Annotated in this window: 27 protein-coding genes and 1 tRNA gene; 14 read left to right on the plus strand and 14 right to left on the minus strand. The window is 50.8% G+C overall.

Going from position 1 to position 25,403, the window contains the following annotated elements:
* Positions 1-260: 260 nt before the first annotated feature.
* Positions 261-1,040, minus strand: a complete 780-nt coding sequence (locus OLG56_RS19050) for an HNH endonuclease (protein ID WP_001088805.1) — start codon at positions 1,038-1,040, stop codon at positions 261-263.
* Positions 1,041-1,200: 160 nt separating this feature from the next.
* On the opposite strand from OLG56_RS19050, the gene OLG56_RS19055 reads away from it, so the two are divergent.
* Complete coding sequence (locus tag OLG56_RS19055; RefSeq protein ID WP_061377152.1) at positions 1,201-1,515, plus strand: hypothetical protein; 315 nt, start codon at positions 1,201-1,203, stop codon at positions 1,513-1,515.
* On the opposite strand, the gene OLG56_RS19060 is transcribed toward OLG56_RS19055, so the two are convergent.
* From OLG56_RS19060 to OLG56_RS19080, 5 genes are all read right to left on the minus strand, one after another.
* A complete protein-coding gene (locus OLG56_RS19060; RefSeq protein WP_061377153.1) occupies positions 1,512-1,799 on the minus strand; it encodes an Arm DNA-binding domain-containing protein in 288 nt (95 codons plus the stop codon). The genes OLG56_RS19055 and OLG56_RS19060 overlap by 4 nt on opposite strands.
* 433 nt (positions 1,800-2,232) lie before the next feature.
* Positions 2,233-2,541 (minus strand): CcdB family protein, encoded by a 309-nt coding sequence (locus OLG56_RS19065; protein ID WP_001199743.1) that lies wholly within the window; start codon positions 2,539-2,541, stop codon positions 2,233-2,235.
* Positions 2,542-2,543: 2 nt separating this feature from the next.
* Positions 2,544-2,783: a type II toxin-antitoxin system CcdA family antitoxin gene (locus tag OLG56_RS19070; RefSeq protein ID WP_000016244.1), complete on the minus strand. Its 240-nt coding sequence runs from the start codon at positions 2,781-2,783 to the stop codon at positions 2,544-2,546.
* Between the two features lie 108 nt (positions 2,784-2,891).
* The gene (locus OLG56_RS19075; RefSeq protein ID WP_031233173.1) at positions 2,892-3,116 is read right to left on the minus strand and encodes a CopG family ribbon-helix-helix protein; all 225 of its coding nucleotides are present in this window, start codon (positions 3,114-3,116) and stop codon (positions 2,892-2,894) included.
* A 477-nt stretch (positions 3,117-3,593) separates the two neighbouring features.
* Positions 3,594-3,678: transfer RNA gene (locus tag OLG56_RS19080), tRNA-Leu, on the minus strand.
* 222 nt (positions 3,679-3,900) lie between these two features.
* On the opposite strand from OLG56_RS19080, the gene ahr reads away from it, so the two are divergent.
* Positions 3,901-4,920 (plus strand): NADPH-dependent aldehyde reductase Ahr, encoded by a 1,020-nt coding sequence (gene ahr / locus OLG56_RS19085; protein ID WP_000152564.1) that lies wholly within the window; start codon positions 3,901-3,903, stop codon positions 4,918-4,920.
* Positions 4,921-4,947: 27 nt separating this feature from the next.
* Here the strand turns inward: ahr and idnK are convergent, their stop codons facing one another.
* Positions 4,948-5,478 (minus strand): gluconokinase, encoded by a 531-nt coding sequence (gene idnK, locus OLG56_RS19090; RefSeq protein WP_000896756.1) that lies wholly within the window; start codon positions 5,476-5,478, stop codon positions 4,948-4,950.
* Between the two features lie 216 nt (positions 5,479-5,694).
* Between idnK and idnD the strand changes: the two genes are divergently transcribed.
* The 4 genes from idnD to idnR all read left to right on the plus strand — a co-directional run bounded on the left by idnD (position 5,695) and on the right by idnR (position 9,958).
* A complete protein-coding gene (idnD, locus tag OLG56_RS19095) occupies positions 5,695-6,726 on the plus strand; it encodes an L-idonate 5-dehydrogenase (RefSeq protein WP_000453351.1) in 1,032 nt (343 codons plus the stop codon).
* A 24-nt stretch (positions 6,727-6,750) separates the two neighbouring features.
* Positions 6,751-7,515 carry a gluconate 5-dehydrogenase gene (idnO, locus tag OLG56_RS19100; protein WP_000998688.1) on the plus strand — a complete coding sequence of 255 codons (765 nt, stop codon included), beginning with the start codon at positions 6,751-6,753 and terminating at the stop codon, positions 7,513-7,515.
* Positions 7,516-7,576: 61 nt separating this feature from the next.
* Positions 7,577-8,896, plus strand: a complete 1,320-nt coding sequence (idnT, locus tag OLG56_RS19105; RefSeq protein WP_001128356.1) for a gnt-II system L-idonate transporter — start codon at positions 7,577-7,579, stop codon at positions 8,894-8,896.
* A gap of 63 nt (positions 8,897-8,959) precedes the next feature.
* Positions 8,960-9,958: a DNA-binding transcriptional regulator IdnR gene (idnR, locus tag OLG56_RS19110; RefSeq protein WP_001244064.1), complete on the plus strand. Its 999-nt coding sequence runs from the start codon at positions 8,960-8,962 to the stop codon at positions 9,956-9,958.
* Between the two features lie 226 nt (positions 9,959-10,184).
* Here the strand turns inward: idnR and lptG are convergent, their stop codons facing one another.
* From lptG to OLG56_RS19125, 3 genes are all read right to left on the minus strand, one after another.
* On the minus strand, positions 10,185-11,267 hold the full coding sequence (lptG, locus tag OLG56_RS19115; RefSeq protein ID WP_001182242.1) for an LPS export ABC transporter permease LptG: 1,083 nt from the start codon (positions 11,265-11,267) through the stop codon (positions 10,185-10,187).
* Positions 11,267-12,367, minus strand: a complete 1,101-nt coding sequence (gene lptF / locus OLG56_RS19120; RefSeq protein ID WP_000584132.1) for an LPS export ABC transporter permease LptF — start codon at positions 12,365-12,367, stop codon at positions 11,267-11,269. Before lptF ends, lptG begins: the two co-directional genes overlap by 1 nt.
* A 63-nt stretch (positions 12,368-12,430) precedes the next feature.
* Complete coding sequence (locus OLG56_RS19125; RefSeq protein WP_212724070.1) at positions 12,431-12,481, minus strand: hypothetical protein; 51 nt, start codon at positions 12,479-12,481, stop codon at positions 12,431-12,433.
* Between the two features lie 280 nt (positions 12,482-12,761).
* On the opposite strand from OLG56_RS19125, the gene pepA reads away from it, so the two are divergent.
* From pepA to OLG56_RS19140, 3 genes are all read left to right on the plus strand, one after another.
* A complete protein-coding gene (gene pepA, locus OLG56_RS19130) occupies positions 12,762-14,273 on the plus strand; it encodes a leucyl aminopeptidase (protein WP_000397158.1) in 1,512 nt (503 codons plus the stop codon).
* Positions 14,274-14,409: 136 nt separating this feature from the next.
* On the plus strand, positions 14,410-14,853 hold the full coding sequence (gene holC / locus OLG56_RS19135; RefSeq protein ID WP_001523689.1) for a DNA polymerase III subunit chi: 444 nt from the start codon (positions 14,410-14,412) through the stop codon (positions 14,851-14,853).
* The gene (locus OLG56_RS19140; RefSeq protein WP_000416343.1) at positions 14,853-17,708 is read left to right on the plus strand and encodes a valine--tRNA ligase; all 2,856 of its coding nucleotides are present in this window, start codon (positions 14,853-14,855) and stop codon (positions 17,706-17,708) included. The genes holC and OLG56_RS19140 overlap by 1 nt, the downstream gene beginning before the upstream one ends.
* Before the next feature lie 141 nt (positions 17,709-17,849).
* Here the strand turns inward: OLG56_RS19140 and OLG56_RS19145 are convergent, their stop codons facing one another.
* Positions 17,850-19,037 (minus strand): YjgN family protein, encoded by a 1,188-nt coding sequence (locus OLG56_RS19145; protein ID WP_001066980.1) that lies wholly within the window; start codon positions 19,035-19,037, stop codon positions 17,850-17,852.
* 194 nt (positions 19,038-19,231) lie between these two features.
* Here OLG56_RS19145 and OLG56_RS19150 point away from each other — a divergent pair, with 194 nt between their 5' ends.
* Together OLG56_RS19150 and OLG56_RS19155 are read left to right on the plus strand one after the other, a co-directional pair.
* Positions 19,232-19,735 carry a GNAT family N-acetyltransferase gene (locus tag OLG56_RS19150; protein WP_023231124.1) on the plus strand — a complete coding sequence of 168 codons (504 nt, stop codon included), beginning with the start codon at positions 19,232-19,234 and terminating at the stop codon, positions 19,733-19,735.
* A 106-nt stretch (positions 19,736-19,841) separates the two neighbouring features.
* Positions 19,842-20,330, plus strand: a complete 489-nt coding sequence (locus OLG56_RS19155; protein WP_061377154.1) for a DUF3617 domain-containing protein — start codon at positions 19,842-19,844, stop codon at positions 20,328-20,330.
* A 233-nt stretch (positions 20,331-20,563) separates the two neighbouring features.
* Here the strand turns inward: OLG56_RS19155 and miaE are convergent, their stop codons facing one another.
* Positions 20,564-21,376 carry a tRNA isopentenyl-2-thiomethyl-A-37 hydroxylase MiaE gene (gene miaE / locus OLG56_RS19160; RefSeq protein WP_061377155.1) on the minus strand — a complete coding sequence of 271 codons (813 nt, stop codon included), beginning with the start codon at positions 21,374-21,376 and terminating at the stop codon, positions 20,564-20,566.
* 11 nt (positions 21,377-21,387) lie between these two features.
* Complete coding sequence (rraB, locus tag OLG56_RS19165; RefSeq protein WP_000002940.1) at positions 21,388-21,804, minus strand: ribonuclease E inhibitor RraB; 417 nt, start codon at positions 21,802-21,804, stop codon at positions 21,388-21,390.
* Between the two features lie 100 nt (positions 21,805-21,904).
* Here rraB and argL point away from each other — a divergent pair, with 100 nt between their 5' ends.
* Both argL and argF read left to right on the plus strand, forming a co-directional pair.
* Positions 21,905-22,000 (plus strand): putative translational regulatory protein ArgL, encoded by a 96-nt coding sequence (gene argL, locus OLG56_RS22400; RefSeq protein ID WP_223148976.1) that lies wholly within the window; start codon positions 21,905-21,907, stop codon positions 21,998-22,000.
* A complete protein-coding gene (gene argF, locus OLG56_RS19175; protein ID WP_079822034.1) occupies positions 21,970-22,974 on the plus strand; it encodes an ornithine carbamoyltransferase in 1,005 nt (334 codons plus the stop codon). The genes argL and argF overlap by 31 nt, the downstream gene beginning before the upstream one ends.
* A gap of 72 nt (positions 22,975-23,046) precedes the next feature.
* On the opposite strand, the gene OLG56_RS19180 is transcribed toward argF, so the two are convergent.
* Positions 23,047-23,499, minus strand: a complete 453-nt coding sequence (locus OLG56_RS19180; protein ID WP_000583457.1) for a YhcH/YjgK/YiaL family protein — start codon at positions 23,497-23,499, stop codon at positions 23,047-23,049.
* Between the two features lie 676 nt (positions 23,500-24,175).
* Here OLG56_RS19180 and arcA point away from each other — a divergent pair.
* Positions 24,176-25,396: an arginine deiminase gene (gene arcA / locus OLG56_RS19185; RefSeq protein ID WP_000410838.1), complete on the plus strand. Its 1,221-nt coding sequence runs from the start codon at positions 24,176-24,178 to the stop codon at positions 25,394-25,396.
* The last annotated feature ends 7 nt before the right edge of the window (positions 25,397-25,403 follow it).

Genomic DNA, 25,403 nt, shown 5'->3' on the forward strand with positions numbered 1-25,403 from the left:
TCCCCATGTCAAGTAGCACACAATGCTGATCGCGATCTCAGAAGGTACTGTCAATTCACGTCTGCTATCAGTGCTCTGCTGTCGCCACTTAGCCATAAGATTGTCCCGGCCACTCGAACCGCAGATATCCCTCCACCAAAAAGATGGTCATAACATATTTGTAATCTTGCGCATTAAACCATGCACTATAGAAAAAATAGTATTGGTAGGAGTTGTAACCAAATTTTTAACGCAAATCGCGATCCAGTTTCACTTAATTTTCATCGAAGCAAATTCTCCCGATGCCATCCTAGATAACAATACGATTCAACAGGAAACGCCTTTATTTTCTCCGGCAACAAACACTGCTCTTTAACGTTAATATCCAGTTCATCACTAATTAATAAACGCCCATCGTTCTCAAACGAAATCCATCCCTGATCGAATAGAATATCAATATGCGCAGCTAATATAATTCCATTATAAGGATCAAGACGCTCATTCCCATTCTCGCAGGCAGCCCACGGTTTTATATGGCTGGCACGCAGTAACGGCGCAAACGTCGTCCCCGTAACAGGGCATGCCGGATACAACATGAGACAATTTTTCCGAAAGGTACCCTGCCCCAGCCGTGCAGCAATCAACTGCTCGCGCACGGTATCTTCAATACTTTTATCCTGCTGAATAATAAAACAGTCACGTTGCGCCTGTTCATCTCCATCAGTCGATATTAACGAAAGAACGCGCTGCTCAATCACACTCTCTGAAAGCACACTCAATCGCTGATGCACACGCTGCGCTGAATGAGAAAGCGCAGCAGGAGCGCCCTGCTCGTCAAGCCAGCCGACACGCACATCACTAAGCCAAGAATCAAAACGGTCACGACTATTTTTCAGACTATTGCGAAACTCATTGGCAGTTTTGCCCGCTCCAAAACGGGGATAAAACAAGGCATAAGCCTCTTTCCATTTCTGAACACCCAGTCCCACGGGTGGTTGAGATTTACCGTACTTCGACAAATACCACGCCACTTCAAGCAAATCATCTTCCGAGCTATTCAATGTTACATCCTGTTTTTCCAGCGTAAATAATCACCGGATTATGTCTGAAAAGATCGTTAACTAAACTGATCAGGTTAGTTGTTTTAGCAAAAACATCTCACACTGGTTTTCACCATCAACAAGCACGACACGCGACCAACAACACAAAAAGGAACGCCCCATGCTCCCTCACAAAATCCTCCAGGAGTGGCTGACGCTGGATGAGGCCGCAGAAGTCATCCGGCAGCACAACATCACGTTGCTGCCCGCCGACCTGATCCGCCATGCCCTTCACGGCGATCTGCTACTCTCGGTCTACTTCCCCTCGCCCGTCCTTCTGAAACCGCTCAATCCTCCTTGCCGCTTTGCCTGGCGATTCAGCAAGCCGCAACTGGATGATGAAATATTGGAGCATTCTTACAAACTGCTGAACATTTTCGAAACCAGTTCACGTTACTGGCGCCCCATTCGCGCGCTACGGACTCAAACGTATTAAAGAGGTTCGCCACCCCGCTTGTCCTCTCTGCGTTTTTCCGCCGGATTAGTGCCTTCTAAAATAAGCCTTCTTATATCCGCTTGCTTCTCCCTTGCCAGTACAAGAGAAATGAGCGGATAAGGGCCTAATGCCATACGGTTCTGTTTGTTTCCAAAGCGAAATTTCAGATACCACAGCTTGGATCCGCTGGGGTTCACCTGAATGTAAAGACCGTGGCAGTCAAAGAGCCTGTATGCCTTGCCAGGCAGCCTGGCATGCCGGATTGCGAGATCTGTAAGCGCCATTTGGGGGCACTCCTCTATCGAACCGGGTTTGCCCCTTTTTGCCCCCAGATCGCGTGGATGTTAATGGATGAAAAAGGACCAACACGGAAAGACCACAAAATAAATATCTCTATTACAGAAAAATAAATTATCTTTGAATTACAGATGGATATAGACGAATCTGAACGGAAATGGACATAAAAAAAGCCACCCTTAGGTAGCTAATTATTGCATCACTTGGTGCGAAGGCCGCACCGCGATTCTCGACGTAACCTATTGAAGTAAATAAGATTACAAAACAAGAGAACCGCTATATATACTCACATGTATACTCATGCGCGATTCTCTGAAAACGCAGTTAACTTAAAATCACGCCTCATCTTCTTCCACAGGTTCAAGCGCGTCAAGTCCCCTCCAGAACGGTGAACAACTCTCCATTTGACCTACAAGCCATTCAGAACCCGTCAAAGATAAAATCGAGAGCATTTTTGATGGTTTGCCTGTGGGAACGAACGTCCATCACCTCATCACCAATCTGCGAAAGCCTGATACTCGCCATTTCGTGAGTCATCACCAGATAGTCATTACCTTCCACATTCAGAGTGGGCGTGAGGCGCTTAACTGGGTTATTTACCAACCTGCTCACAGGAAACAATGGGATAACCATGCGAGTATGCAGTTCATCAATAATATCGCTTTGCACATCAAGTAAATAAGGATAAGCCTTGCTGTTTCCTTTATTGCGATAAACCATGTATTGCATGATTAAAACGTCCTGTAATCGTCCGATAAAAGGCCGTGCTCATCAGTAATACGATTGAGCTCCTGCAAACCCGCTCTATTTTCTGCTTTCCAGCGTTCAACGCCTGTGGCACTGATTTCCTCTTTCAGCGCGGCGGTAAGCACCGCAGACAGATTAATACCTGCATCACGGGCTTGCTGAAGCAATGCAGGTTCCAGCGTGACACTGACTGTTTTTTTATGTCGTACACTCATACCCGACATAGAGCCTCCTGAAATTACACGTGTAATAAACACATGTATCTAGTATGGGGAGTATTTAAGCAAATGGCAATGAGAGGCGACTATCTCGGATAGCAATATCTTTGCCTGTCATGTTTCCTTTAAACGGTTAGCGAAATCCACCATGTCCGAATGACTCACCACACGACCGGCATCCACATCGGCAAGACCGGCCTGGATGCTCTGGTGACGTCGCTCTCTTTCAGCCAGCATGGAGAGTAATGCTTCCTTTATGACCCAGCTCTTTGAACGATCCAGCTCTACAGCCAGATTCTCAACGGCAAGAGCCAACTCAACTGGAATCTGAGCGCTGATGGTCTGTTTAGCGGAAGATTATGGATAGCTTTCTACATCAGGCGTCGTTCGTCACGGGGAATTGGTGCTATGATCGGCATCGCTCAGTCCGGTTGGTGATTCGTGATTTTTGGCGATTGATCAGATCGCACAATCCGGGCTGAGTTCCCTCAAAGTGATCTACTATTTGGCGCAGCTATTTAGGTTTTACAAGTAAGGAACATGCCGTCACCGTCAACAAGTGAATACTCTTTATCCTCAGGTTTCGCAGAACGAACTTTAGTATCCGTTAGGTCATGATGGACCTCCTTCGATTGGTATCTCGTGAGTATACAAGCAATATAGAATCGGAAAATATACTCATTAGTATACTCACAAGCTTGTTGATGTGGGTTGAGTTAGATTGACTTCAGTTGAAGGAAAAATCGCGGAAAGCTTTGTGTGGCGCGGATTTCAGGCATAAAAAAAGACCTCAATTGAGGTCCATTTACATGCTTTTGGTGCCGAAGGCCGGACTCGAACCGGCACGTATTTCTACGGTTGATTTTGAATCAACTGCGTCTACCGATTTCGCCACTTCGGCACTGAAGAGGTATGCGGAAAACGTTGTGGATTATACCTGTCATACGCCGCCATGCAAGCACGAGCGTACACCTGTTTCGCTAAGTGCTGAAAATTTCAGCAGCATTGAGTATTAAATAGAATAATCAGGCTACTTCCCGCCTTCTCCAGCAGATTAACGCCGGGCGTCCCTTGCCTCCATGCTCTACACTTTTCAGTTCAACACCACATTAAGGGAAGCACAATGACGATAATAAAAAGCTATGCCGCCAAAGAGGCGGGCGGCGAGCTCGAACTCTATGAATATGATGCGGGAGAACTCCAACCGGAAGATGTCGAGGTACGGGTCGACTACTGCGGGATCTGCCATTCCGATCTGTCGATGATCGACAATGAATGGGGGTTCTCTCAATACCCTCTGGTTGCCGGACATGAGGTCATCGGTCGGGTGGCCGCACTCGGCAGCGCGGCACAGGATAAGGGGCTAAAAGTCGGCCAGCGCGTTGGAATCGGCTGGACGGCGCGCAGCTGCGGACACTGCGATGCCTGTATCAGCGGCAATCAAATTAACTGCCAGGAAGGCGCAGTGCCCACTATCCTCAATCGTGGCGGTTTTGCCGAGAAGCTTCGCGCGGGCTGGCAGTGGGTAATTCCTCTTCCGGAGAATATAGATATGGCGTCCGCAGGCCCGCTGTTATGTGGCGGCATTACGGTCTTTAAACCGCTACTGATGCACCATATTACTGCTACCAGCCGCGTTGGCGTCATCGGTATCGGCGGGCTGGGGCATATCGCCATAAAGCTGTTACATGCAATGGGCTGCGAAGTCACCGCGTTCAGCTCAAATCCATCGAAAGAGCAGGAAGTGCTGGCAATGGGGGCCAATAACGTGGTGAACAGCCGCGAGCCGGAAGCGTTAAAAGCACTGGCGGGCCAGTTCGATCTCATTATTAACACAGTCAACGTCGATCTCGACTGGCAGCCCTACTTCGAAGCGCTGACCTATGGCGGCAACTTCCATACCGTTGGGGCCGTATTGAAGCCGCTGCCCGTACCGGCGTTTACATTAATTGCCGGCGATCGCAGTATCTCAGGCTCGGCAACCGGAACGCCATATGAACTTCGCAAACTGATGAAATTCGCCGGACGCAGCAAAGTCGCGCCCACCACGGAAATGTTCGCAATGTCACAAATCAACGAGGCTATTCAGCACGTTCGCGACGGCAAAGCCCGCTATCGTGTAGTGCTAAAAGCTGACTTCTGACCGCCTGACTCAGCGCTTTGACCATGATCAGGAAGCGCTGAGTGCCTGACGAAAAGCCTGTACAGCCAGTCGGCACTGCTCCGTCACGTGCTCGATGTCATGATTAACATCGATACGCGCAATATCATGTTCATCAGCACAGGGTCGCTCCAGCGCGTCAAACTGACTTTGCAGCAGGTCTGGCGGCATAAAATGCCCGGCACGACGCTGCATTCGCTGCAGAATGGTGGCGTAATCGCCATCCAGCCACAGGAAATGTACGTTAGGGCTGCTCTTACGTAAAATATCGCGGTACTGTTTTTTTAATGACGAGCAGACAATAAATCCCGTCTCATTTTTTTTATAAAGACTGTATGAAGCGTCATTTAATCGTTCCAGCCAGGGTAAGCGGTCTTCATCAGTTAACGGTATTCCCTGAGACATTTTATCAATGTTTTTCGCCGGATGGAGATCATCGCCGTCAATAAACTTCGCAGAAAATAATGTTGCAATTTTGCTGCCTATTAAAGACTTACCACTACCTGAAACACCCATTAAAATATAGCTTTCCCCGGCCATTTAAATACCTCTGAGTCATATTCCACACCACAATATTACGCCTCTACGTTCGACAATTTCACGTTTTTTAATTTCCATAGAGAAGAACTCTAAGGCACATCACGTTATGCGTAACATTGTAGTGTAACAATTTTCCAGCGTGACATAAGTCACAAATAATGACAAATAAAACCGCTTAAATGCGTTCAGGGTAACTACCTGACCAGTGAGGAATTTATGGAAGTAAAAACTCAATCCTGCGTTGTTGCGGGTAAGCGTGCTGTTGCCGTTACGGAACAAAATATTGAATGGAATAATAAAGGAACACTCGTACAAATTACCCGTGGCGGCATTTGTGGGTCTGACTTACATTATTATCAGGAAGGCAAAGTCGGCAATTTTACAGTAAAAGCGCCAATGATTTTAGGTCATGAAGTGATTGGCAAAATCGTTCATAGCGACTCAGATTTATTACGTGAAGGACAACCGGTAGCGATTAATCCATCGAAGCCTTGCGGTCATTGCAAATACTGTCTGCAGCATGAAGAAAACCACTGTACTGAAATGCGTTTCTTTGGCAGCGCCATGTATTTTCCGCATGTCGATGGCGGTTTTACCCGATTTAAAGCTGTCGATACCGCTCAGTGCATTCCCTGGCCGGAACAGGCGGACGAAAAAGCCATGGCCTTTGCCGAACCGCTGGCGGTTGCCATTCATGCGGCTCATGAGGCGGGCGATCTGCAAGGCAAACGCGTCTTTATCTCCGGCGTTGGCCCTATCGGCTGCCTGATTGTTAGCGCGGTAAAAACGCTGGGCGCGGCGGAAGTGGTATGTGCCGATATCAGTACCCGTTCTCTCTCGCTGGCCCGGCAGATGGGCGCGGATACGCTGGTGAACCCACAGCATGATTCTCTCGATGACTGGAAAGCAGAAAAAGGGTATTTCGATATCAGTTTTGAAGTCTCTGGGCATCCTTCCTCTATCTCAACGTGTCTGGAAGTCACACGGGCCAAAGGCGTGATGGTGCAGGTTGGCATGGGCGGCGCAGTTCCCAACTTCCCGATGATGATGGTAATAAGCAAAGAGATCTCCCTGAAAGGCTCTTTCCGTTTTACTACCGAATTTAATACTGCGGTTTCCTGGCTTGCCAACCGCGTTATCAATCCGCTGCCGTTACTGAGCGCGGAATATCCATTTACCGACCTGGAAGCAGCGCTGATCTTTGCCGGAGACAAAACACAGGCGGCAAAAGTTCAGCTCGTTTTCTGAGAAAGTAAAATAAGGGACACTATCATGAACGATCTTTTTTCACTGGCAGGTAAAAATATCCTTATCACCGGAGCCGCTCAGGGAATTGGTTATTTGCTGGCAACCGGTCTTGGTCGCTATGGCGCGCGCATTATTGTTAACGATATTACCCCGGAGCGCGCCGAAACAGCCGTGACGAAACTTCAGCAGGAAGGGATAAAGGCTATTGCCGCTCCCTTTAATGTCACCCATAAACAGGATATTGAAGCTGCGGTTGAACATATCGAAAAAGATATCGGCGTCATTGACGTCCTGATAAATAACGCCGGTATCCAGCGCCGTCATCCGTTTACTGAGTTTCCCGAGCAGGAGTGGAATGACGTCATCGCCGTAAATCAGACCGCGGTTTTTCTCGTCTCTCAGGCCGTTACGCGCCGTATGGTGGCGCGGCAGGCAGGAAAAGTGATCAACATCTGTTCGATGCAAAGCGAGCTGGGCCGCGACACGATTACGCCATACGCCGCGTCGAAGGGTGCCGTGAAGATGCTGACTCGCGGCATGTGCGTGGAGCTGGCGCGTCATAATATCCAGGTCAACGGTATTGCGCCGGGATACTTCAAAACGGAGATGACCAAAGCGCTGGTTGAAGATGAAGCCTTCACCTCCTGGCTATGCAAACGTACGCCTGCCGCACGCTGGGGCGATCCCCAGGAGCTTATTGGCGCAGCGGTGTTTCTCTCGTCAAAAGCCTCCGACTTTGTTAACGGACATCTGCTGTTTGTCGATGGCGGTATGCTGGTTGCCGTCTGACCAGGGAAATACGATGCAGCGCGTAAGCGCTGCTATTTTGGCGCTAATAAGAGAGACGAATATGCCATTAATAATTATTGCGGCAGGCGTTGCGCTGCTGTTGGTCTTAATGATTGGCTTTAAAGTTAACGGCTTTATCGCCCTTGTTCTGGTTGCCGCCGTGGTGGGATTTGCCGAAGGGATGGGCGCACAAGACGTCCTGCACTCCATACAAAACGGAATTGGCGGTACTCTGGGCGGACTCGCCATGATCCTCGGTTTTGGCGCGATGCTGGGAAGATTAATTTCCGATACCGGCGCCGCGCAGCGCATTGCGACGACGCTCATTAATACGTTCGGCAAAAAACGCGTGCAATGGGCGCTGGTGATCACCGGGCTTATCGTCGGCCTGGCAATGTTTTTTGAAGTCGGATTCGTACTGCTGTTGCCGCTCGTTTTTACGATTGTGGCCTCATCGGGACTGCCCTTGCTGTATGTCGGGGTTCCAATGGTCGCCGCCTTATCCGTTACGCACTGCTTCCTGCCGCCGCATCCCGGCCCTACCGCTATTGCGACAATTTTTGAGGCAAATCTCGGTACGACCCTGCTGTATGGGTTAATCATTACCATACCGACAGTGATTGTTGCCGGCCCTCTGTTTTCAAAATTGCTGGCGCGATTTGAAAAAGCGCCGCCTGAAGGATTATTTAATCCTCACCTATTCAGTGAAGAAGAGATGCCGTCATTCTGGAACAGTATTTTTGCCGCCGTGATCCCGGTCATTCTGATGGCCATCGCAGCGGTATGTGAAATCACGCTGCCAAAAACGAATGCCGTGCGGGTTTTCTTCGAATTTATCGGTAATCCAGCAGTGGCGTTGTTTATTGCCATTATCATCGCCATTTTTACGCTGGGGCGACGCAATGGACGTACGGTTGAGCAGGTGATGGATATCGTCGGCGAGTCCATTGGCGCTATTGCGATGATTGTTTTTATCATCGCGGGCGGCGGCGCGTTTAAGCAAGTGCTGGTGGATAGCGGCGTGGGTCAATATATCTCGCAATTAATGACCGGCACCTCGCTATCTCCGTTATTAATGTGCTGGACGGTAGCCGCCGTGCTGCGTATTGCGTTAGGTTCCGCGACCGTGGCCGCGATAACCACAGCGGGCGTCGTATTGCCGATTATTAACGTAACCCACGCCGATCCGGCGTTAATGGTACTGGCGACAGGCGCGGGAAGCGTTATTGCATCACATGTTAACGATCCCGGTTTTTGGCTGTTTAAAGGGTATTTTAATCTTAGCGTCGGGGAAACCCTACGCACCTGGACCGTTATGGAAACATTGATTTCTGTCATGGGGTTGCTGGGCGTACTGGCGCTGAATGCGGTTCTGCATTAATTCATCATCCGCAGCCCAATTAACCATGGGGGCGACGTTCCCGCCCCCGGTACTGGAGAAAACATGAGGAATCACAGAATTTCTTTGCAGGATATCGCTACGCTTGCTGGCGTGACAAAAATGACGGTGAGCCGTTACATCCGCTCGCCGAAAAAAGTCGCCAGGGAAACCGGCGAGCGTATTGCGCAGATCATGGAAGAAATTAACTACATACCAAATCGCGCGCCAGCTATGCTGTTAAACGCGCAAAGTTACACTCTGGGCGTGCTGATCCCCTCTTTTCAGAACCAGTTGTTTGCCGACATTCTTGCCGGGATTGAATCCGTAACGTCGGGTCATAACTACCAAACTCTCATTGCGAATTACAATTACAATCGCGATTCGGAAGAAGAGTCCGTTATCAATTTATTGTCCTACAATATCGACGGCATTATTCTTTCAGAAAAATATCATACCCTCAGAACCGTCAAATTCCTGCGCTCAGCTACCCTTCCGATTGTAGAACTCATGGATATCCAGGGCGATCGCTTAGATATGGAGGTGGGGTTTGATAACCGTCAGGCCGCCTTTGATATGGTCAGCACCATGCTGGATAAACGCCAGCGGCGGAAAATTCTCTATCTGGGTTCAAAAGACGATATCCGTGATGAACAGCGTTATCATGGCTACTGCGATGCGATGACGCGCCGGGGGCTGGCGCCGTTGCGCATCAATCCCCGCGCTATCTCCTCTATCCATCTGGGGATACAGCTAATGCGTGATGCGCTTACTGCGCACCCGGACGTGGATGGCGTCTTTTGTACTAACGACGATATCGCAATGGGCGCTCTACTGTGGTGCCGCGAGCGTCAACTGGCCGTACCGGAGCAGATCTCCATCGCCGGCTTCCACGGTCTGGAGATGGGCAGGCAAATGATACCGAGCCTCGCCAGCGTAATTACCCCTCGTTTTGAGATCGGGCGCAGGGCCGCGCAGATGTTGCTCAATAAAATTAAAAATAACGATCTCAACCATAATACGATTGATTTGGGTTATCAGATTTATCACGGCAACACATTATAAATTTTTGAACTACTGCGTTTATGCTCTTTCCCGCAGCCTGTCTGTGCTTAACGCGTAGCCAAAAGCGCCACGCGTCAGGTTACGCGCTACATCATTCGAGGAATACCAGGCGGTCTGCCGGATGGCGGCGGAAAGGACTTATCAGGCCTACGGGTCCTGGTAGGCCGGATAAGCGCAGCGCCATCAGGCACTGCGCTTTACTGCATTGCCGGATGGCGGCCTGTGATTACGACTTACGCAGCATTAGCCACAGGCTAATCAGGAAGAAAGACGCGCTCGGCAGCAGCGCGCCGACAATCGGCGGAATGCCGTATACCAGCGTCAGCGGGCCAAAAATCTGGTCGAGAACGTAAAAGACGAAGCCGAAGCTAATCCCCGTCACCACGCGCACGCCCATCGGCACACTACGCAGCGGTCCAAAGATAAACGACAGCGCCATCAGCATCATCACCGCCACGGAGAGCGGCTGGAAGATTTTACTCCACATATTGAGCTGATAACGTCCGGCGTCCTGTCCGCTCGACTTCAGATATTTAACGTAGTTATGCAGACCGCTGATGGAAAGCGCATCCGGGTCCAGCGCCACCACACCTAACTTATCCGGCGTCAGATTCGTTTTCCAGGTACCGCTCACCGTCTGCGAACCGGTGATCTGTTTCGGGTTTTGCAGATCGGACTCATCCACCTGCGACAAACGCCAGACCTTATGCTCCGGGTCGAATTTTGCCGAAGCGGCGTAACGCACCGACTGCAAACGACGCTGATCGTTGAAAGCGTAAATACTAATGCCGGCCAGCTCCTCGTCGCCCTTCACCCGTTCAATATAGACAAAGTTATTCCCGTCTTTCGCCCACAGACCTTGCTGGGTGGAAAGCAGCGAACCGCCATACATCGCCTGCGCACGATAGTTACGCGCCATCTGCTCGCCCTGCGGGGCGACCCATTCGCCGATCGCCATGGTTAACAGCACCAGGGGGATAGCCGTTTTCATCACCGACAGCGCCACCTGCATACGGGTGAAACCCGATGCCTGCATCACCACCAGTTCGCTACGCTGCGCCAGCATCCCCAGTCCCAGCAACGCGCCAAGCAGCGCCGCCATAGGAAAGAAGATCTGGATATCCTTAGGTACGCTGAGCAGGGTGTACATACCCGCGCCCAGCGCGTCGTAGTTACCCTGCCCCGCTTTTTTCAGCTGATCGACAAACTTGATGATCCCGGAGAGCGACACCAGCATGAACAACGTCATCATGATGGTGGTAAAAATGGTTTTACCGATATAGCGGTCAAGTACACCAAATGGCTGCATTATACCGCTCCTTTACGCAGAAAACGGGCACGCAGGCGGCGGACCGGCACCGTATCCCACAGGTTTAAACCAATCGCCAACGCCAGATAGATCAGGTTGACCGCCCACATCCAGATAACCGGGTCCAGTTTGCCTTTACCGCCATTCGATTTAATGGAGGTCTGGATCAGGAAGAACAGCAGATAAAGCAGCATGGCGGGCAACATAGACAAGACGCGCCCCTGACGTGGATTCACCACGCTGAGCGGCACGACCATCAGCGCCATCATAAATACGGTAAAGACTAACGTGATACGCCAGTGCAGCTCGGCGCGAGCGCGATCGTTGTCGGTATTCCACAGCGTGCGCATGTCCATCTGGTCGGTATCGTTCGGGTCCAGCGCCACGGCCTGATGGCCAATAATCGCCTGATAGTTCTGGAAGTCGGTGATGCGAAAATCGCGTAGCAACGCCGTTCCTTCAAAACGTGTCCCTTTGTTTAAGGTGACAACCTGGGAACCATCGCGCAACTGAGTAAGGTGTCCGGAATCAGCCACTACCACAGAAGGACGAGCATTGCCCTTAGGGCGAATCTGCGCCAGGAAAACATCGTGGAAGTCGCTGCCATCAACGCTTTCGATAAACAGCACCGAGCTGCCGTTGGTCGCCTGCTGGAATTGCCCCTGCGCCAGCGCCGCCATACCGGGGTTCGCTTTCGCCTCCGCCAGCACTTCATCCTGGTGTTTTGACGACCAGGGACCGGCCCACATCACGTTAACCGCCGCAAGGATACCGGTAAATAACGCCAGTACCATGGCGGCCTTTACCAGCACGGCTTTGCTCAACCCACAGGCGTGCATGACCGTAATTTCACTTTCGGTATACAGTTTGCCCAGCGTCATCAGCAGCCCCAGGAACAGGCTTAAAGGCAGGATGAGCTGCGCCATTTCCGGTACGCCCAGCCCCAGAAGCGAGAGCACCAGATTTGCGGGAATATCGCCGTCAACCGCCGCGCCGAGAATCCTCACTAACTTTTGACAAAAGAAGATCAAAAGTAAGATGAAGAGTATCGCCAGCTGGCTTTTGAGCGTCTCCCGCACCAGATATCTTATGATTATCACTTTAAATACGCCCGTAAAAACCCATTTTTTTGCTGGAATTTAGCTTGTTTCATGGCTTAAACGTCATTTATTCTCTTGAGTCGTCGAAATCATCGCTAAGATCATTATACTCAGCGGATTCACCTCTCAGAACTTGTTCTGACGTGCCAATGCCGTAATAACGTTAAGATTAACACGAAGTCACCGCAACAGCGGATATGAGTTACGAAAGCTTTCAATTTCTATACTCTAATGGATTTCGAGTTGCAGGCAGGCGGCAAGACTGTGGAGCCCCGGAGCTTACATCAGGTAAGCGACAGGGGTGAGCAGGCGCAGCCAACGCATCTGCAACTTGAAAGACGACGAGTATAGCTGTAGCCACCACTGTTGTCTTTAAGATTCAGGAGCATAGTGCATGGAGTTCAGTGTAAAAAGCGGTAGCCCGGAGAAACAGCGGAGTGCCTGCATTGTCGTGGGCGTCTTTGAACCGCGTCGCCTTTCTCCGATTGCAGAACAGCTCGACAAAATTAGCGACGGATACATCAGCGCATTGCTGCGTCGCGGCGAACTGGAAGGAAAACCGGGGCAGACTCTGTTGCTGCACCATGTTCCTAACGTTCTTTCCGAGCGAATCCTCCTCATTGGTTGCGGCAAAGAGCGCGAGCTTGATGAACGTCAGTATAAGCAGGTTATTCAGAAAACGATAAATACTCTGAATGATACCGGTTCGATGGAAGCCGTCTGTTTCCTGACCGAACTGCACGTCAAAGGCCGCAACAACTACTGGAAAGTGCGTCAGGCCGTCGAAACGGCCAAAGAGACGCTTTATAGCTTTGATCAACTCAAGACCAACAAGAGCGAGCCGCGCCGCCCGCTACGTAAGATGGTCTTTAATGTGCCGACCCGCCGTGAGCTCACCAGCGGCGAACGCGCCATTCAGCACGGTCTGGCCATCGCCGCCGGGATTAAGGCAGCGAAAGATCTCGGCAACATGCCGCCCAATATCTGTAACGCCGCCTACCTGGCGTCACAGGCGCGCCAGTTGGCCGACAGCTACAGCAAAAATGTCATCACCCGCGTAATCGGCGAACAGCAAATGCGCGAACTGGGTATGAACGCTTATCTGGCGGTCGGCCACGGTTCGCAGAATGAATCGCTGATGTCGGTGATTGAGTACAAGGGCAATCCGTCCGAAGACGCGCGCCCGATCGTGCTGGTGGGTAAAGGCCTGACCTTCGACTCCGGCGGCATCTCCATCAAGCCATCTGAAGGGATGGACGAGATGAAGTACGATATGTGCGGCGCGGCGGCGGTTTACGGCGTGATGCGTATGGTCGCCGAGCTTCAGCTACCGATTAACGTTATCGGCGTACTGGCGGGCTGTGAAAACATGCCGGGCGGACGCGCGTATCGTCCGGGCGACGTGCTGACCACCATGTCTGGTCAAACCGTTGAAGTCCTGAACACCGACGCCGAAGGCCGTCTGGTTTTGTGCGACGTGCTGACCTACGTTGAACGCTTCGAACCGGAAGCCGTCATTGACGTCGCGACGCTAACCGGGGCCTGCGTGATTGCGCTGGGCCATCACATTACCGGTCTGATGTCGAACCATAACCCGCTGGCGCATGAGCTGATCGGCGCGTCCGAGCAGGCGGGCGACCGCGCGTGGCGTCTGCCGCTGGGCGATGAGTTCCAGGAACAACTGGAGTCCAACTTTGCGGATATGGCAAACATTGGTGGTCGTCCTGGCGGCGCCATCACCGCGGGCTGCTTCCTGTCGCGCTTTACCCGTAAGTATAACTGGGCGCACCTGGATATCGCCGGCACCGCCTGGCGCTCCGGCAAAGCGAAAGGCGCGACGGGGCGTCCGGTAGCGCTGTTGTCGCAGTTCCTGCTCAATCGCGCGGGCTTTAACGGCGAAGAGTAAGTTTGAGATTACCCCGTAGGCCTGATAAGGCGCATTAGCGCCGCCATCAGGCGTTTTGCCGGATGGCGCTGCGCTTATCCGGCCTACGGGAGGCATCATGGCAACGCATTTAAATCCACCACAAGAAGCCCCATATATGAAGAATGCGACGTTCTATCTTCTGGATAATGACACTACCGTCAATGGTTTAAGCGCCGTTGAACAACTGGTGTGTGAAATTGCCGCAGAACGTTGGCGCGCCGGCAAGCGCGTGCTGATCGCCTGCGAAGATGAGAAGCAGGCCATTCGGTTGGATGAAGCGCTGTGGGCAAGACCGGCGGAAAGTTTTGTCCCGCACAATCTGGCAGGCGAAGGCCCACGCGGCGGCGCGCCGGTTGAAATTGCCTGGCCGCAAAAACGCAACAGCAGCCCGCGCGATATTTTAATCAGCCTGCGTACAAGCTTTGCAGATTTTGCCACCGCTTTCACAGAAGTGGTAGACTTCGTCCCTTACGAAGAAACTTTGAAACAACTGGCGCGCGAACGCTACAAAGCCTACCGCGTGGCTGGTTTTAACCTGAATACGGCAACCTGGAAATAATGGAAAAGACATATAACCCCCAAGATATCGAACAGCCGCTTTACGAGCACTGGGAAAAGCAGGGCTATTTCAAGCCTAACGGCGACGAAAGCAAAGAGTCCTTCTGCATCATGATCCCGCCGCCGAACGTCACCGGCAGTTTGCATATGGGACATGCTTTCCAGCAAACCATCATGGATACCATGATCCGTTACCAGCGTATGCAGGGTAAAAACACTCTGTGGCAGGTCGGCACCGACCACGCCGGGATCGCGACCCAGATGGTGGTTGAGCGCAAGATTGCCGCTGAAGAAGGTAAAACCCGTCACGACTACGGCCGCGATGCGTTTATCGACAAAATCTGGCAGTGGAAAGCGGAATCCGGCGGCACCATTACCCGTCAGATGCGCCGTCTCGGCAACTCCGTTGACTGGGAACGCGAGCGCTTCACCATGGACGAAGGCCTTTCCAATGCCGTGAAAGAAGTCTTTGTTCGCCTGTACAAAGAAGACCTGATTTACCGTGGCAAACGCCTGGTGAACTGGGACCCGAAACTGCGCACCGCCATCTCTGACCTGGAAGTGGAAAACCGCGAGTCCAAAGGCTCGATGTGGCACATCCGCTATCCGCTGGCCGATGGCGCGAAAACCGCAGACGGTAAAGATTACCTGGTCGTCGCCACCACCCGTCCGGAAACCGTACTGGGCGATACCGGCGTGGCCGTGAACCCGGAAGATCCGCGTTATAAAGATCTGATTGGCAAATTCGTTATTCTGCCGCTGGTTAACCGCCGCATTCCTATCGTTGGCGACGAACATGCCGATATGGAAAAAGGCACCGGCTGCGTGAAGATCACCCCGGCGCACGACTTTAATGACTACGAAGTCGGGAAACGTCACGCCTTGCCGATGATCAACATCCTGACCTTTGACGGCGACATCCGCGAAAGCGCGGAAGTGTTCGATACCAAAGGTGAAGAGTCTGACGTTTATTCCAGCGAGATTCCGGCTGAGTTCCAGAAGCTGGAACGCTTTGCTGCCCGTAAAGCAGTCGTTGCTGCCGTTGACGCGCTGGGCCTGCTGGAAGAAATTAAACCGCACGACCTGACCGTCCCTTACGGCGACCGTGGCGGCGTGGTTATCGAACCGATGCTAACCGACCAGTGGTATGTGCGTGCAGACGTGCTGGCGAAACCGGCGGTGGAAGCGGTTGAAAACGGCGACATTCAGTTCGTGCCGAAGCAGTACGAAAACATGTACTTCTCCTGGATGCGTGATATCCAGGACTGGTGTATCTCTCGTCAACTGTGGTGGGGTCACCGTATCCCGGCATGGTATGACAACGACGGCAACGTCTACGTTGGCCGTACAGAAGACGAAGTGCGTCAGGAAAACAACCTTGGTGCCGACGTTCAGCTTCGTCAGGACGAAGACGTTCTCGATACCTGGTTCTCCTCCGCGCTGTGGACTTTCTCCACCCTCGGCTGGCCGGAAAACACCGACGCGCTGCGTCAGTTCCACCCCACCAGCGTGATGGTGTCCGGCTTCGATATCATCTTCTTCTGGATTGCCCGCATGATCATGATGACCATGCACTTCATCAAAGATGAAAACGGCAAGCCGCAGGTGCCGTTCCATACCGTCTATATGACCGGTCTGATTCGCGACGACGAAGGCCAGAAGATGTCCAAATCCAAGGGTAACGTTATCGACCCGCTGGATATGGTGGACGGCATCTCCCTGCCGGAACTGCTGGAAAAACGCACCGGCAACATGATGCAGCCGCAGATGGCGGAGAAAATTCGCAAGCGTACCGAGAAGCAGTTCCCGAATGGCATCGAGCCGCACGGCACCGACGCCCTGCGCTTTACCCTGGCGGCACTGGCTTCGACCGGCCGCGATATCAACTGGGATATGAAGCGTCTGGAAGGTTATCGTAACTTCTGTAACAAGCTGTGGAACGCCAGCCGCTTTGTGCTGATGAACACCGAAGAGCAGGATTGCGGCTTCAACGGCGGCGAAATGACGCTGTCGCTGGCGGACCGCTGGATCCTGGCGGAATTCAACCAGACCGTTAAAGCCTACCGCGACGCGCTGGACAGCTTCCGCTTCGATATCGCCGCGGGCATTCTGTATGAATTCACCTGGAACCAGTTCTGCGACTGGTATCTGGAGCTGACCAAGCCGGTAATGACCGGGGGTTCCGAGTCTGAACTGCGCGGCACCCGCCATACGCTGGTCACCGTTCTGGAAGGTCTGCTGCGCCTGGCGCATCCTATCATCCCGTTCATTACCGAAACCATCTGGCAGCGCGTGAAGGTTATCTGTGGCATTACCGCCGACACCATCATGCTGCAGCCGTTCCCGGAATATAACGCCGCACAGGTGGATGAAGCCGCGTTGGCCGATACCGAGTGGCTGAAGCAGGCGATCGTCGCAGTACGTAACATTCGTGCGGAAATGAACATCGCCCCGGGCAAACCGCTGGAACTGCTGCTGCGCGGCTGTAGTGAAGAAGCCGTTCGTCGTGTTAACGACAACCGTAGCTTCCTGCAAACCCTGGCGCGTCTGGAAAGCATCACCGTGCTGCCAGCCGATGACAAAGGCCCGGTTTCCGTGACCAAAATCATCGACGGCGCCGAACTGCTGATCCCGATGGCTGGCCTCATCAACAAAGACGATGAGCTGGCGCGTCTGGCGAAAGAAGTGGCGAAAATCGAAGGCGAGATTGCCCGTATCGAAGGCAAACTGTCCAACGAAGGTTTCGTTGCCCGCGCGCCGGAAGCGGTGATTGCCAAAGAGCGTGAGAAGCTGGACGGTTACGCAGAAGCGAAAGCGAAGCTGATTGAGCAGCAGGCGGTTATTAGCGCGCTGTAATCTGAAAGCCTGATGGCGCTTCGCTTACCAGGCCTACACGTTCGCTTATTGACATGGCGCGATCGGTAGGCCGGATAAGGCATTCACGCCGCCATCCGACAACATGAATTATGGGCCGACGTAAACGTCGGCCTTTTTACATCAGATAAACGGGAAGTAAGGCATGATGCCACGAGAAATCCACATTAGCAGACTGTTTTCCAGCGGCTTCTCATCATTGGTTAACTCAAGCGAATCCAGATCGCCCTGGACCTGTGTATTCTGCGCCAGCCAGCTCACCAGCCAAATTTTCAACCACGGATAAGCCAGCCCTAACGTCACGCCGGAAATCACAAACACCACCAGTAACCGCCACAGCATACCGTGTGCAGTGACAGAGGAATGAAAACGAATCGAATCGTTCGCCAGTGACAAATTGTTTAAAAACAGGTTGCGTAACGCCACATATAAGTAACTGGTTACCACCATAATCGCGAGAAAATAGAGGAAATAACATGCCATTATCTGGCCATAATATTGCAGAATAAGCGCCCCTCCTGCCTGCGCATTCCCCATCATACTCAAAAGAATCATGTCGGTGAACACCGGCGCGATTAGATAACCAATCACGACAGCAAAAGGGAAAAGGGTCAACATTGCCAACACGCACCCTCTGATGCACGTTTTAACATTAACCTGAATCGAGAAACGATGAATGCCAAAGTTTGCGCCATTGCCAAACAAGGTCATCCATTTGCTGTAGGTAATACCGTTAATGACCCCTATCCCAATAATAGCCAGCAAACCGAGAAAAACGATATTGAACACTAAACCGCCGACGGCGATGGTTACCAGTGAGATAATATAAAGAACAATATAAAGCGCCACCATCAGGAGTACCGGGAGAGCGAACATGTACCACCAGGCGCGCCGCATGGAACACTGGAATCCAAAATGTACGCCATTAAGCGAAGTCATCATCGCCTGATACTGTAATCCTTTCACCGCCATAAAAGGAATAATCGCAATTAATAAGCCGAATAGCGTAAAACCGAGACCGGGATGACCGTGTTCAATAAGAGAGAGGCTAACAATATAAATAATAAAAACTAACAACACACTAATAAATAATGCGCCGCCCGTGGCTTTGTAAGCAAAAGGCTGATTGTTTAGCGTCATATTAGTATAAATATAACGTCGACATTTCACCATCGCCCACGGCGCATAGATTCCCAACGTGATACACGTCAACAAGAAATTCACAAGGCAAATAACAAAATACTTTCCGCCCTTGCCTGTAAACACCAACGTGTGATTATGGTTATCTTTACTACTGATAACGTTATTCATGAATCATATCCCTGAATTACAATCTATTAGAATTAATAATAAAAACCAGTAAATTGTTACTGATTTGACTACGATACTATTTTTGTTTAATTTTTCCGCCTTTTATTTTGTCTGATTCAGGATCTCCTTGCGCGTGACTCAAGACGGTGGTATTAAAGTAATCTATAAATAAATTTTAAAAATTGAGCCATATTATGAATAATGTCGCCTCGCCAACGCTCACGGTGCGCCGAATCACTGCCGCTGACAATGCCGCTATTGCCCGTGTCATCCGTCAGGTTTCAGCGGAATACGGACTTACCGCCGATAAAGGTTATACCGTTGCCGACCCCAATCTGGATGAACTGTATCAGGTTTATAGCCAACCGGGCGCGGCCTACTGGGTGGTAGAGCAAAACGGTTGTGTGGTGGGCGGCGGCGGCGTGGCGCCGTTATCCTGTAGCGAACCAGACATTTGTGAACTGCAAAAAATGTATTTTTTACCGGTGATTCGTGGTCAGGGACTGGCGAAAAAGCTGGCGCTGATGGCGCTGGATCATGCCCGTGAACAGGGTTTTAAACGCTGCTATCTGGAAACAACGGCTTTTTTACGCGAGGCGATTGCGCTATACGAACGTTTAGGATTTGAACATATTAGCGAACCGCTCGGCTGCACCGGACATGTCGATTGCGAAGTGAGGATGTTAAAGGATCTCTGAAAACCAGGCGTTTATTTATCCTCGCCAGGTATTATTTTTGCTGATATAAGTAATCCCGGAAACATCCTGTTATCCGGGAATCACTTATTATTCAAGGAAGTTATAAATGAAAAGCCTATTATCAGCAATTGTTTTCCCCGCTATGTTTATTAGTATCTCTAATGTATATGCATTAGATATACAGCCCGGCGAATGGAAAATGGAAAATATAGAAATGCGCACCATCAATCCAGATACAAAAGAAGTATTAATGGATGAAAAAAATTCGGGCATAGCGACGCTTATGTGTTATACCCCTAAAATGTCTGGAGATTCTAAAAAAATGGTGAAGGGTTTTTCTACCAGTGCAGGCGGTTGCACGACAACATTTGTAGAAAGTACGGATACCAAACTGATCAATGAGACTGTCTGTAATAATCCTGATGTCAAATCGCACTCTATTGTAGAAACGACGAAAATAAGCGATACAGAATTTGCGATGACCATGAAATCGGATGTCGATGCAGGAGGTAATAAAACAACCTCCATCAACAAAATTAAACAAACCTTTGTTGGCAAGACCTGCTCTGAAGCGTCAAAAGGCGTGAAACAGTAAGTATTTCAACACAAGAACCCGTAGTGATGATGCAAAAATGGCATTGTTCAAGGTCACCTTTCGGGAATATAACACTGAGTGAGTTCTTTTTGCCTGCCGCAGGGCAGGCTTTACTCAGGACAGAATATCATGAAAATGACTTTTTCTGCTCGCCAGCAGTTTGATGTCGGGCGGATGACCACGCAGGTGGCGACAGCGTAAAAGATAAAAACGCTAATCTTTAATTTTACCCTTTATCCGGCGGCTGGCACGCCGCTATGAAAACGAAACTCGCGGTCTGGCGACAAGATAAGGTCAGCTTCCACCTCGCCAAAATAGCGCACGCGCGCAGAAATGTCCTCGGTGGAAATCTGCTGCGCCAGCGCCAGGTAATCCTGATAATGCCGCGCTTCGGAGCGCAGAAGCGAGAGATAAAACGTCTGTAAATCCTCATCCAGCCAGGGCGCCAGAGCGGCAAAACGTTCGCAGGAGCGGGCTTCGATATACGCCCCACAAATCAGCTTATCAATTAAGGTGAGCGGTTCGTGCGTGCGTACCGCTTTCAACATTCCTTTCGCGTAGCGGCTGGCGGTGATTTTCACATAAGGAATGTTTCTGGCCTGCATGACCTCGCGTACCTGCCAAAAATGGTGCAACTCCTCTTTAATCAATAACACCATACGGTCGATAAGCTGACGGCCCCAGGGGTCATCAGTTTGCGGCATGGCGCTTTTGCTAATCTGTCTATGCAGGGCAACAAAATCCGGCTCCGGCCCCTGACGAAACGCGAACGCCTCGTAAGGTTGCAGCCAGGCGAGCAGCGCGTCGGCGCCCGATTTATCAGCGACATATTTACGCACCAACAGCAACGCGGTTTGCGCAGCCTTCAGTTCGCAGATCAAGTGATCGGTAAGCAGAAGAGGAAGATTTTGCGGATCGCGGGCCTGGACAATCCACGCCTGCGGCGTCGGGCAATGCAGGAAATTAAGCACCGGAGAGAGTATTTGCGGGTAATTCATACGTAACCTGTTAAAAAAATACGACAGCAGACGCTGCCGTACCGTCATACTATACAGCTTTAGTGACGCACGCCGTCGTCATCTTCATCGACATAATCGTCGTCGTCACCCTCTTCGCCATTAGGGTCTTCAAAATAGGTTCCCCAGCCGTCGTATTCAACATCATATTTTTCCGCCAGGTTCATCAGTTGCTCAACCTGAGCGTCGATGAGTTCGGCGTTCAACGCGCACTCGCTGAGAATGTCGCAACAAATAACCGTATCGCCCTCTTCCACTTCCAGCTCTTCCGGCTCCGTCACTTCATAGCCGAGTTTAAAGGCTTCTACCGCGGCTTTTTCCAACGTTTCGAAATCGTCAGCGGAAAGGTGATGCTCGATAGTGTACAGCGCATCCGGATCGCTGCCGTCCTCAAGTAACTCTTCAATAATTAAGCGCGTTTCTTCACGCTGCTCTTCCAGTAATTCCGGGTTTGCCATAGCTCGTTCCTCATAGATGTCCTGCCGATACTCTTATTGTCACATACCGCCGACGTTGCCTCCACCTTATCGAGAAAAGTTTTATCAAACAGGGTTGCAAATGAATAATCATCCATATAAAGTGAATTTTAATTCAATGAGAGGCTTAAGCCATGTGAGGGAAGTATGTCTACGTTTTACCAAAAACCTTTTTTAAAGTTACTTGATTTCACCGCCAGTGAACTCACTGCTCTGTTGCAGCTTGCCGCCAAACTAAAAGCCGATAAGAAAAACGGTAAAGAAGAACAAAAGCTGGTGGGTAAAAATATTGCGCTCATCTTCGAAAAAGACTCGACCCGGACACGATGCTCTTTCGAAGTTGCCGCATACGATCAGGGGGCGTGCGTGACGTACCTGGGTTCCAGCGGGAGCCAGATCGGCCATAAAGAGTCCATCAAAGATACTGCCCGCGTCCTGGGCCGGATGTTTGACGGTATTCAGTATCGAGGATATGGCCAGGAGATCGTCGAAACGCTGGCTGAATATTCCGGTGTGCCGGTATGGAACGGTTTAACCGATGAGTATCACCCAACGCAATTACTGGCGGATCTGCTCACCATGCAGGAACATCTGCCGGGTAAAGCCTTTAACGAGATGACGCTGGTCTATGCCGGAGACGCACGCAATAACATGGGTAACTCCATGCTGGAAGCCGCCGCGTTAACAGGAGTGGATCTCCGTCTGGTCGCGCCAAAAGCCTGCTGGCCGCAAGCCGCGTTAGTGGCGGAGTGCAGCGCCATGGCGAAAAAGAACGGCGGCGCCATCACCCTGACCGAAGATATCGCCTCAGGCGTAAAAGGCGCGGATTTTATCTATACCGATGTTTGGGTCTCTATGGGCGAACCCAAAGAGAAATGGGCGGAGCGTATTGCCCTGCTGCGTGATTATCAGGTCAACAGCCAGATGATGGCGTTAACCGGCAATCCGCAGGTTAAGTTCCTGCATTGTCTGCCTGCGTTCCATGATGACGAAACCACGCTCGGCAAAAAAATGGCCGAAGAGTACGGTTTACATGGCGGGATGGAAGTGACCGACGAGGTTTTTGAGTCTGCGGCCAGCATTGTCTTTGATGAAGCGGAAAACCGAATGCATACCATCAAAGCAGTAATGGTAGCGACGCTGTCTAAATAATGTCGTTATGATGCCGGATGGCGGTTGGCCTACAAAATCGCAACGTGCAGGCGCCGCCATCCGGACAAAATATTACGCCATCAGCATTTTCACCACCGCTTTACGTACCCGCGCCGGTTCTCCCACCGCGCACAGGGGCTTATGCACTTCGCCGGGATAAAACACCACAAAGTCGCCTTCGTTCAGGACGACGGTTTTCTCGTCGACGCTCGTCGGTAAAAATGCAATGTCTTTATCCGTCAGCCAGTCCGTGTGCGGCGTTCCTGCAGGCCGGGTACTGAATGCCATCCCTTCCTGACCTTGTAGCACAATCTGAATATCAAGATAACGGGCGTGATACTCTGCGCTGCGCGATTCGCCCGGCTCCGTCATATTTTCAGAAATCATATAAAACAGCCTGTCGCCGTCAATGTCATACTTACCTGGCGCGGTCGTTGCCGTGACATGCGCATTGACGTGCTCAATCGCCTGCCGTAACGCCGTCGGCAGCCAGGCCTCCAGATGTTCAATATTGCCAATAATCATCGCATCCCCTTAGTTAAAACAGCATTTTATTTTTTCTCTTTATACGAGAAAAATGGCTGCCATACTACCCTTACTCTCATCGATTTTGCGCCAGCGCATGTTTATCGCCAGCGGTGTTTATATATTGTTAATAGTTCGCCCAACTTTATGCAGTACCTATGCATAAACCCCAGCGGCGCCAAATCGCCATCACTAACAACCCTTTGATATTAAAGGCGTTAACATAAAAACGTTTTAGCGATCACAATTCGCTCTCCCTGCATAAATGACTTCTATATCCATAGTTATTTTTAAATTATTTAAATATCCCCGATAATAAAATCCCCCTCACGCATAGTTATGCAACTCTTAAAAATAATCACTTTGTTTTCAATTAGTTAAGATTTAAATATCATTCAATACAACAAACAAATAATTAACAATAAAAAAATAACAAACCATATAGCTGCGTAGTAATTCATTTAATGCCTTATTGTTTTTTGAATTTCTCTGACCCGGCTCATATATTAAATAAGAAAAATAGCACTCCTTGATTGATGTGAATCTCATCACATTAACAACCCAAATAAAATTCAATCATTGCTCCCGAATTTAACTGAAACGCCGCGACTGCAAGCACGCTAAATATTTGCAGCCACTCCTTCTTTATTCTTGAAATTATGTAAAAGGTATAATGATGGAAAAGCATTTTGTCGGTTCTGAAATCGGTCAATTACGCAGTGTAATGTTGCATCGGCCCAATCTCAGCCTAAAAAGACTTACCCCTTCAAATTGTCAGGAATTACTTTTTGACGATGTATTATCCGTAGAGCGCGCTGGCGAAGAGCATGACATTTTTGCCAACACGCTGCGCCAGCAAGGGATAGAAGTGTTGCTGTTAACCGACCTGCTCACCCAAACGCTGGATGTGGCTGACGCTAAAGCCTGGCTACTGGACACGCAAATTTCCGATTATCGCCTTGGGCCCACCTTTGCCGCAGATATTCGCGCCTGGTTGGCGGATATGCCGCACCGTGAACTGGCTCGCCATTTAAGCGGCGGTTTAACTTACGGCGAAATCCCCGCCTCCATAAAAAATATGGTGGTCGATACTCACGATATTAATGACTTTATTATGAAGCCATTACCGAATCACCTATTTACCCGTGACACGTCCTGCTGGATATATAACGGCGTCTCAATTAACCCCATGGCGAAACCTGCACGCCAACGTGAAACGAATAATTTACGTGCTATTTATCGCTGGCATCCTCAATTCGCAGACGGTGATTTCATTAAATATTTCGGCGACGAGGACATTAATTACGACCACGCCACTTTAGAGGGCGGCGATGTGCTGGTGATTGGCCGCGGCGCGGTGTTGATCGGTATGTCTGAACGTACTACGCCGCAGGGCGTCGAGTTCCTGGCGCAGGCATTGTTTAAACATCGTCAGGCGGAACGCGTCATTGCCGTTGAACTGCCAAAACATCGCTCCTGTATGCACCTTGACACCGTCATGACCCACATTGATATCGACACCTTCTCCGTCTATCCGGAAGTCGTTCGCCCGGACGTTCAGTGCTGGACGCTGACGCCAGACGGACGCGGCGGTCTGAAACGAACCCAGGAGAGCACGCTGGTTCATGCTCTTGAAAAAGCGCTTGGCATCGATCAGGTGCGCTTAATCACCACTGGCGGCGACGCATTTGAAGCTGAGCGCGAACAGTGGAATGACGCCAATAACGTGCTCACCCTGCGTCCCGGCGTGGTGGTGGGCTATGAGCGCAACATCTGGACCAACGAAAAATACGACAAAGCCGGCATTACCGTCCTTCCCATTCCCGGCGATGAACTGGGTCGCGGGCGCGGGGGCGCACGCTGCATGAGCTGTCCACTGGAACGCGATGGTATTTAAAGGAGAC

The sequence above is a fragment of the Salmonella sp. 2018103 genome (assembly GCF_026247685.1).
Classification (GTDB): domain Bacteria; phylum Pseudomonadota; class Gammaproteobacteria; order Enterobacterales; family Enterobacteriaceae; genus Salmonella; species Salmonella enterica.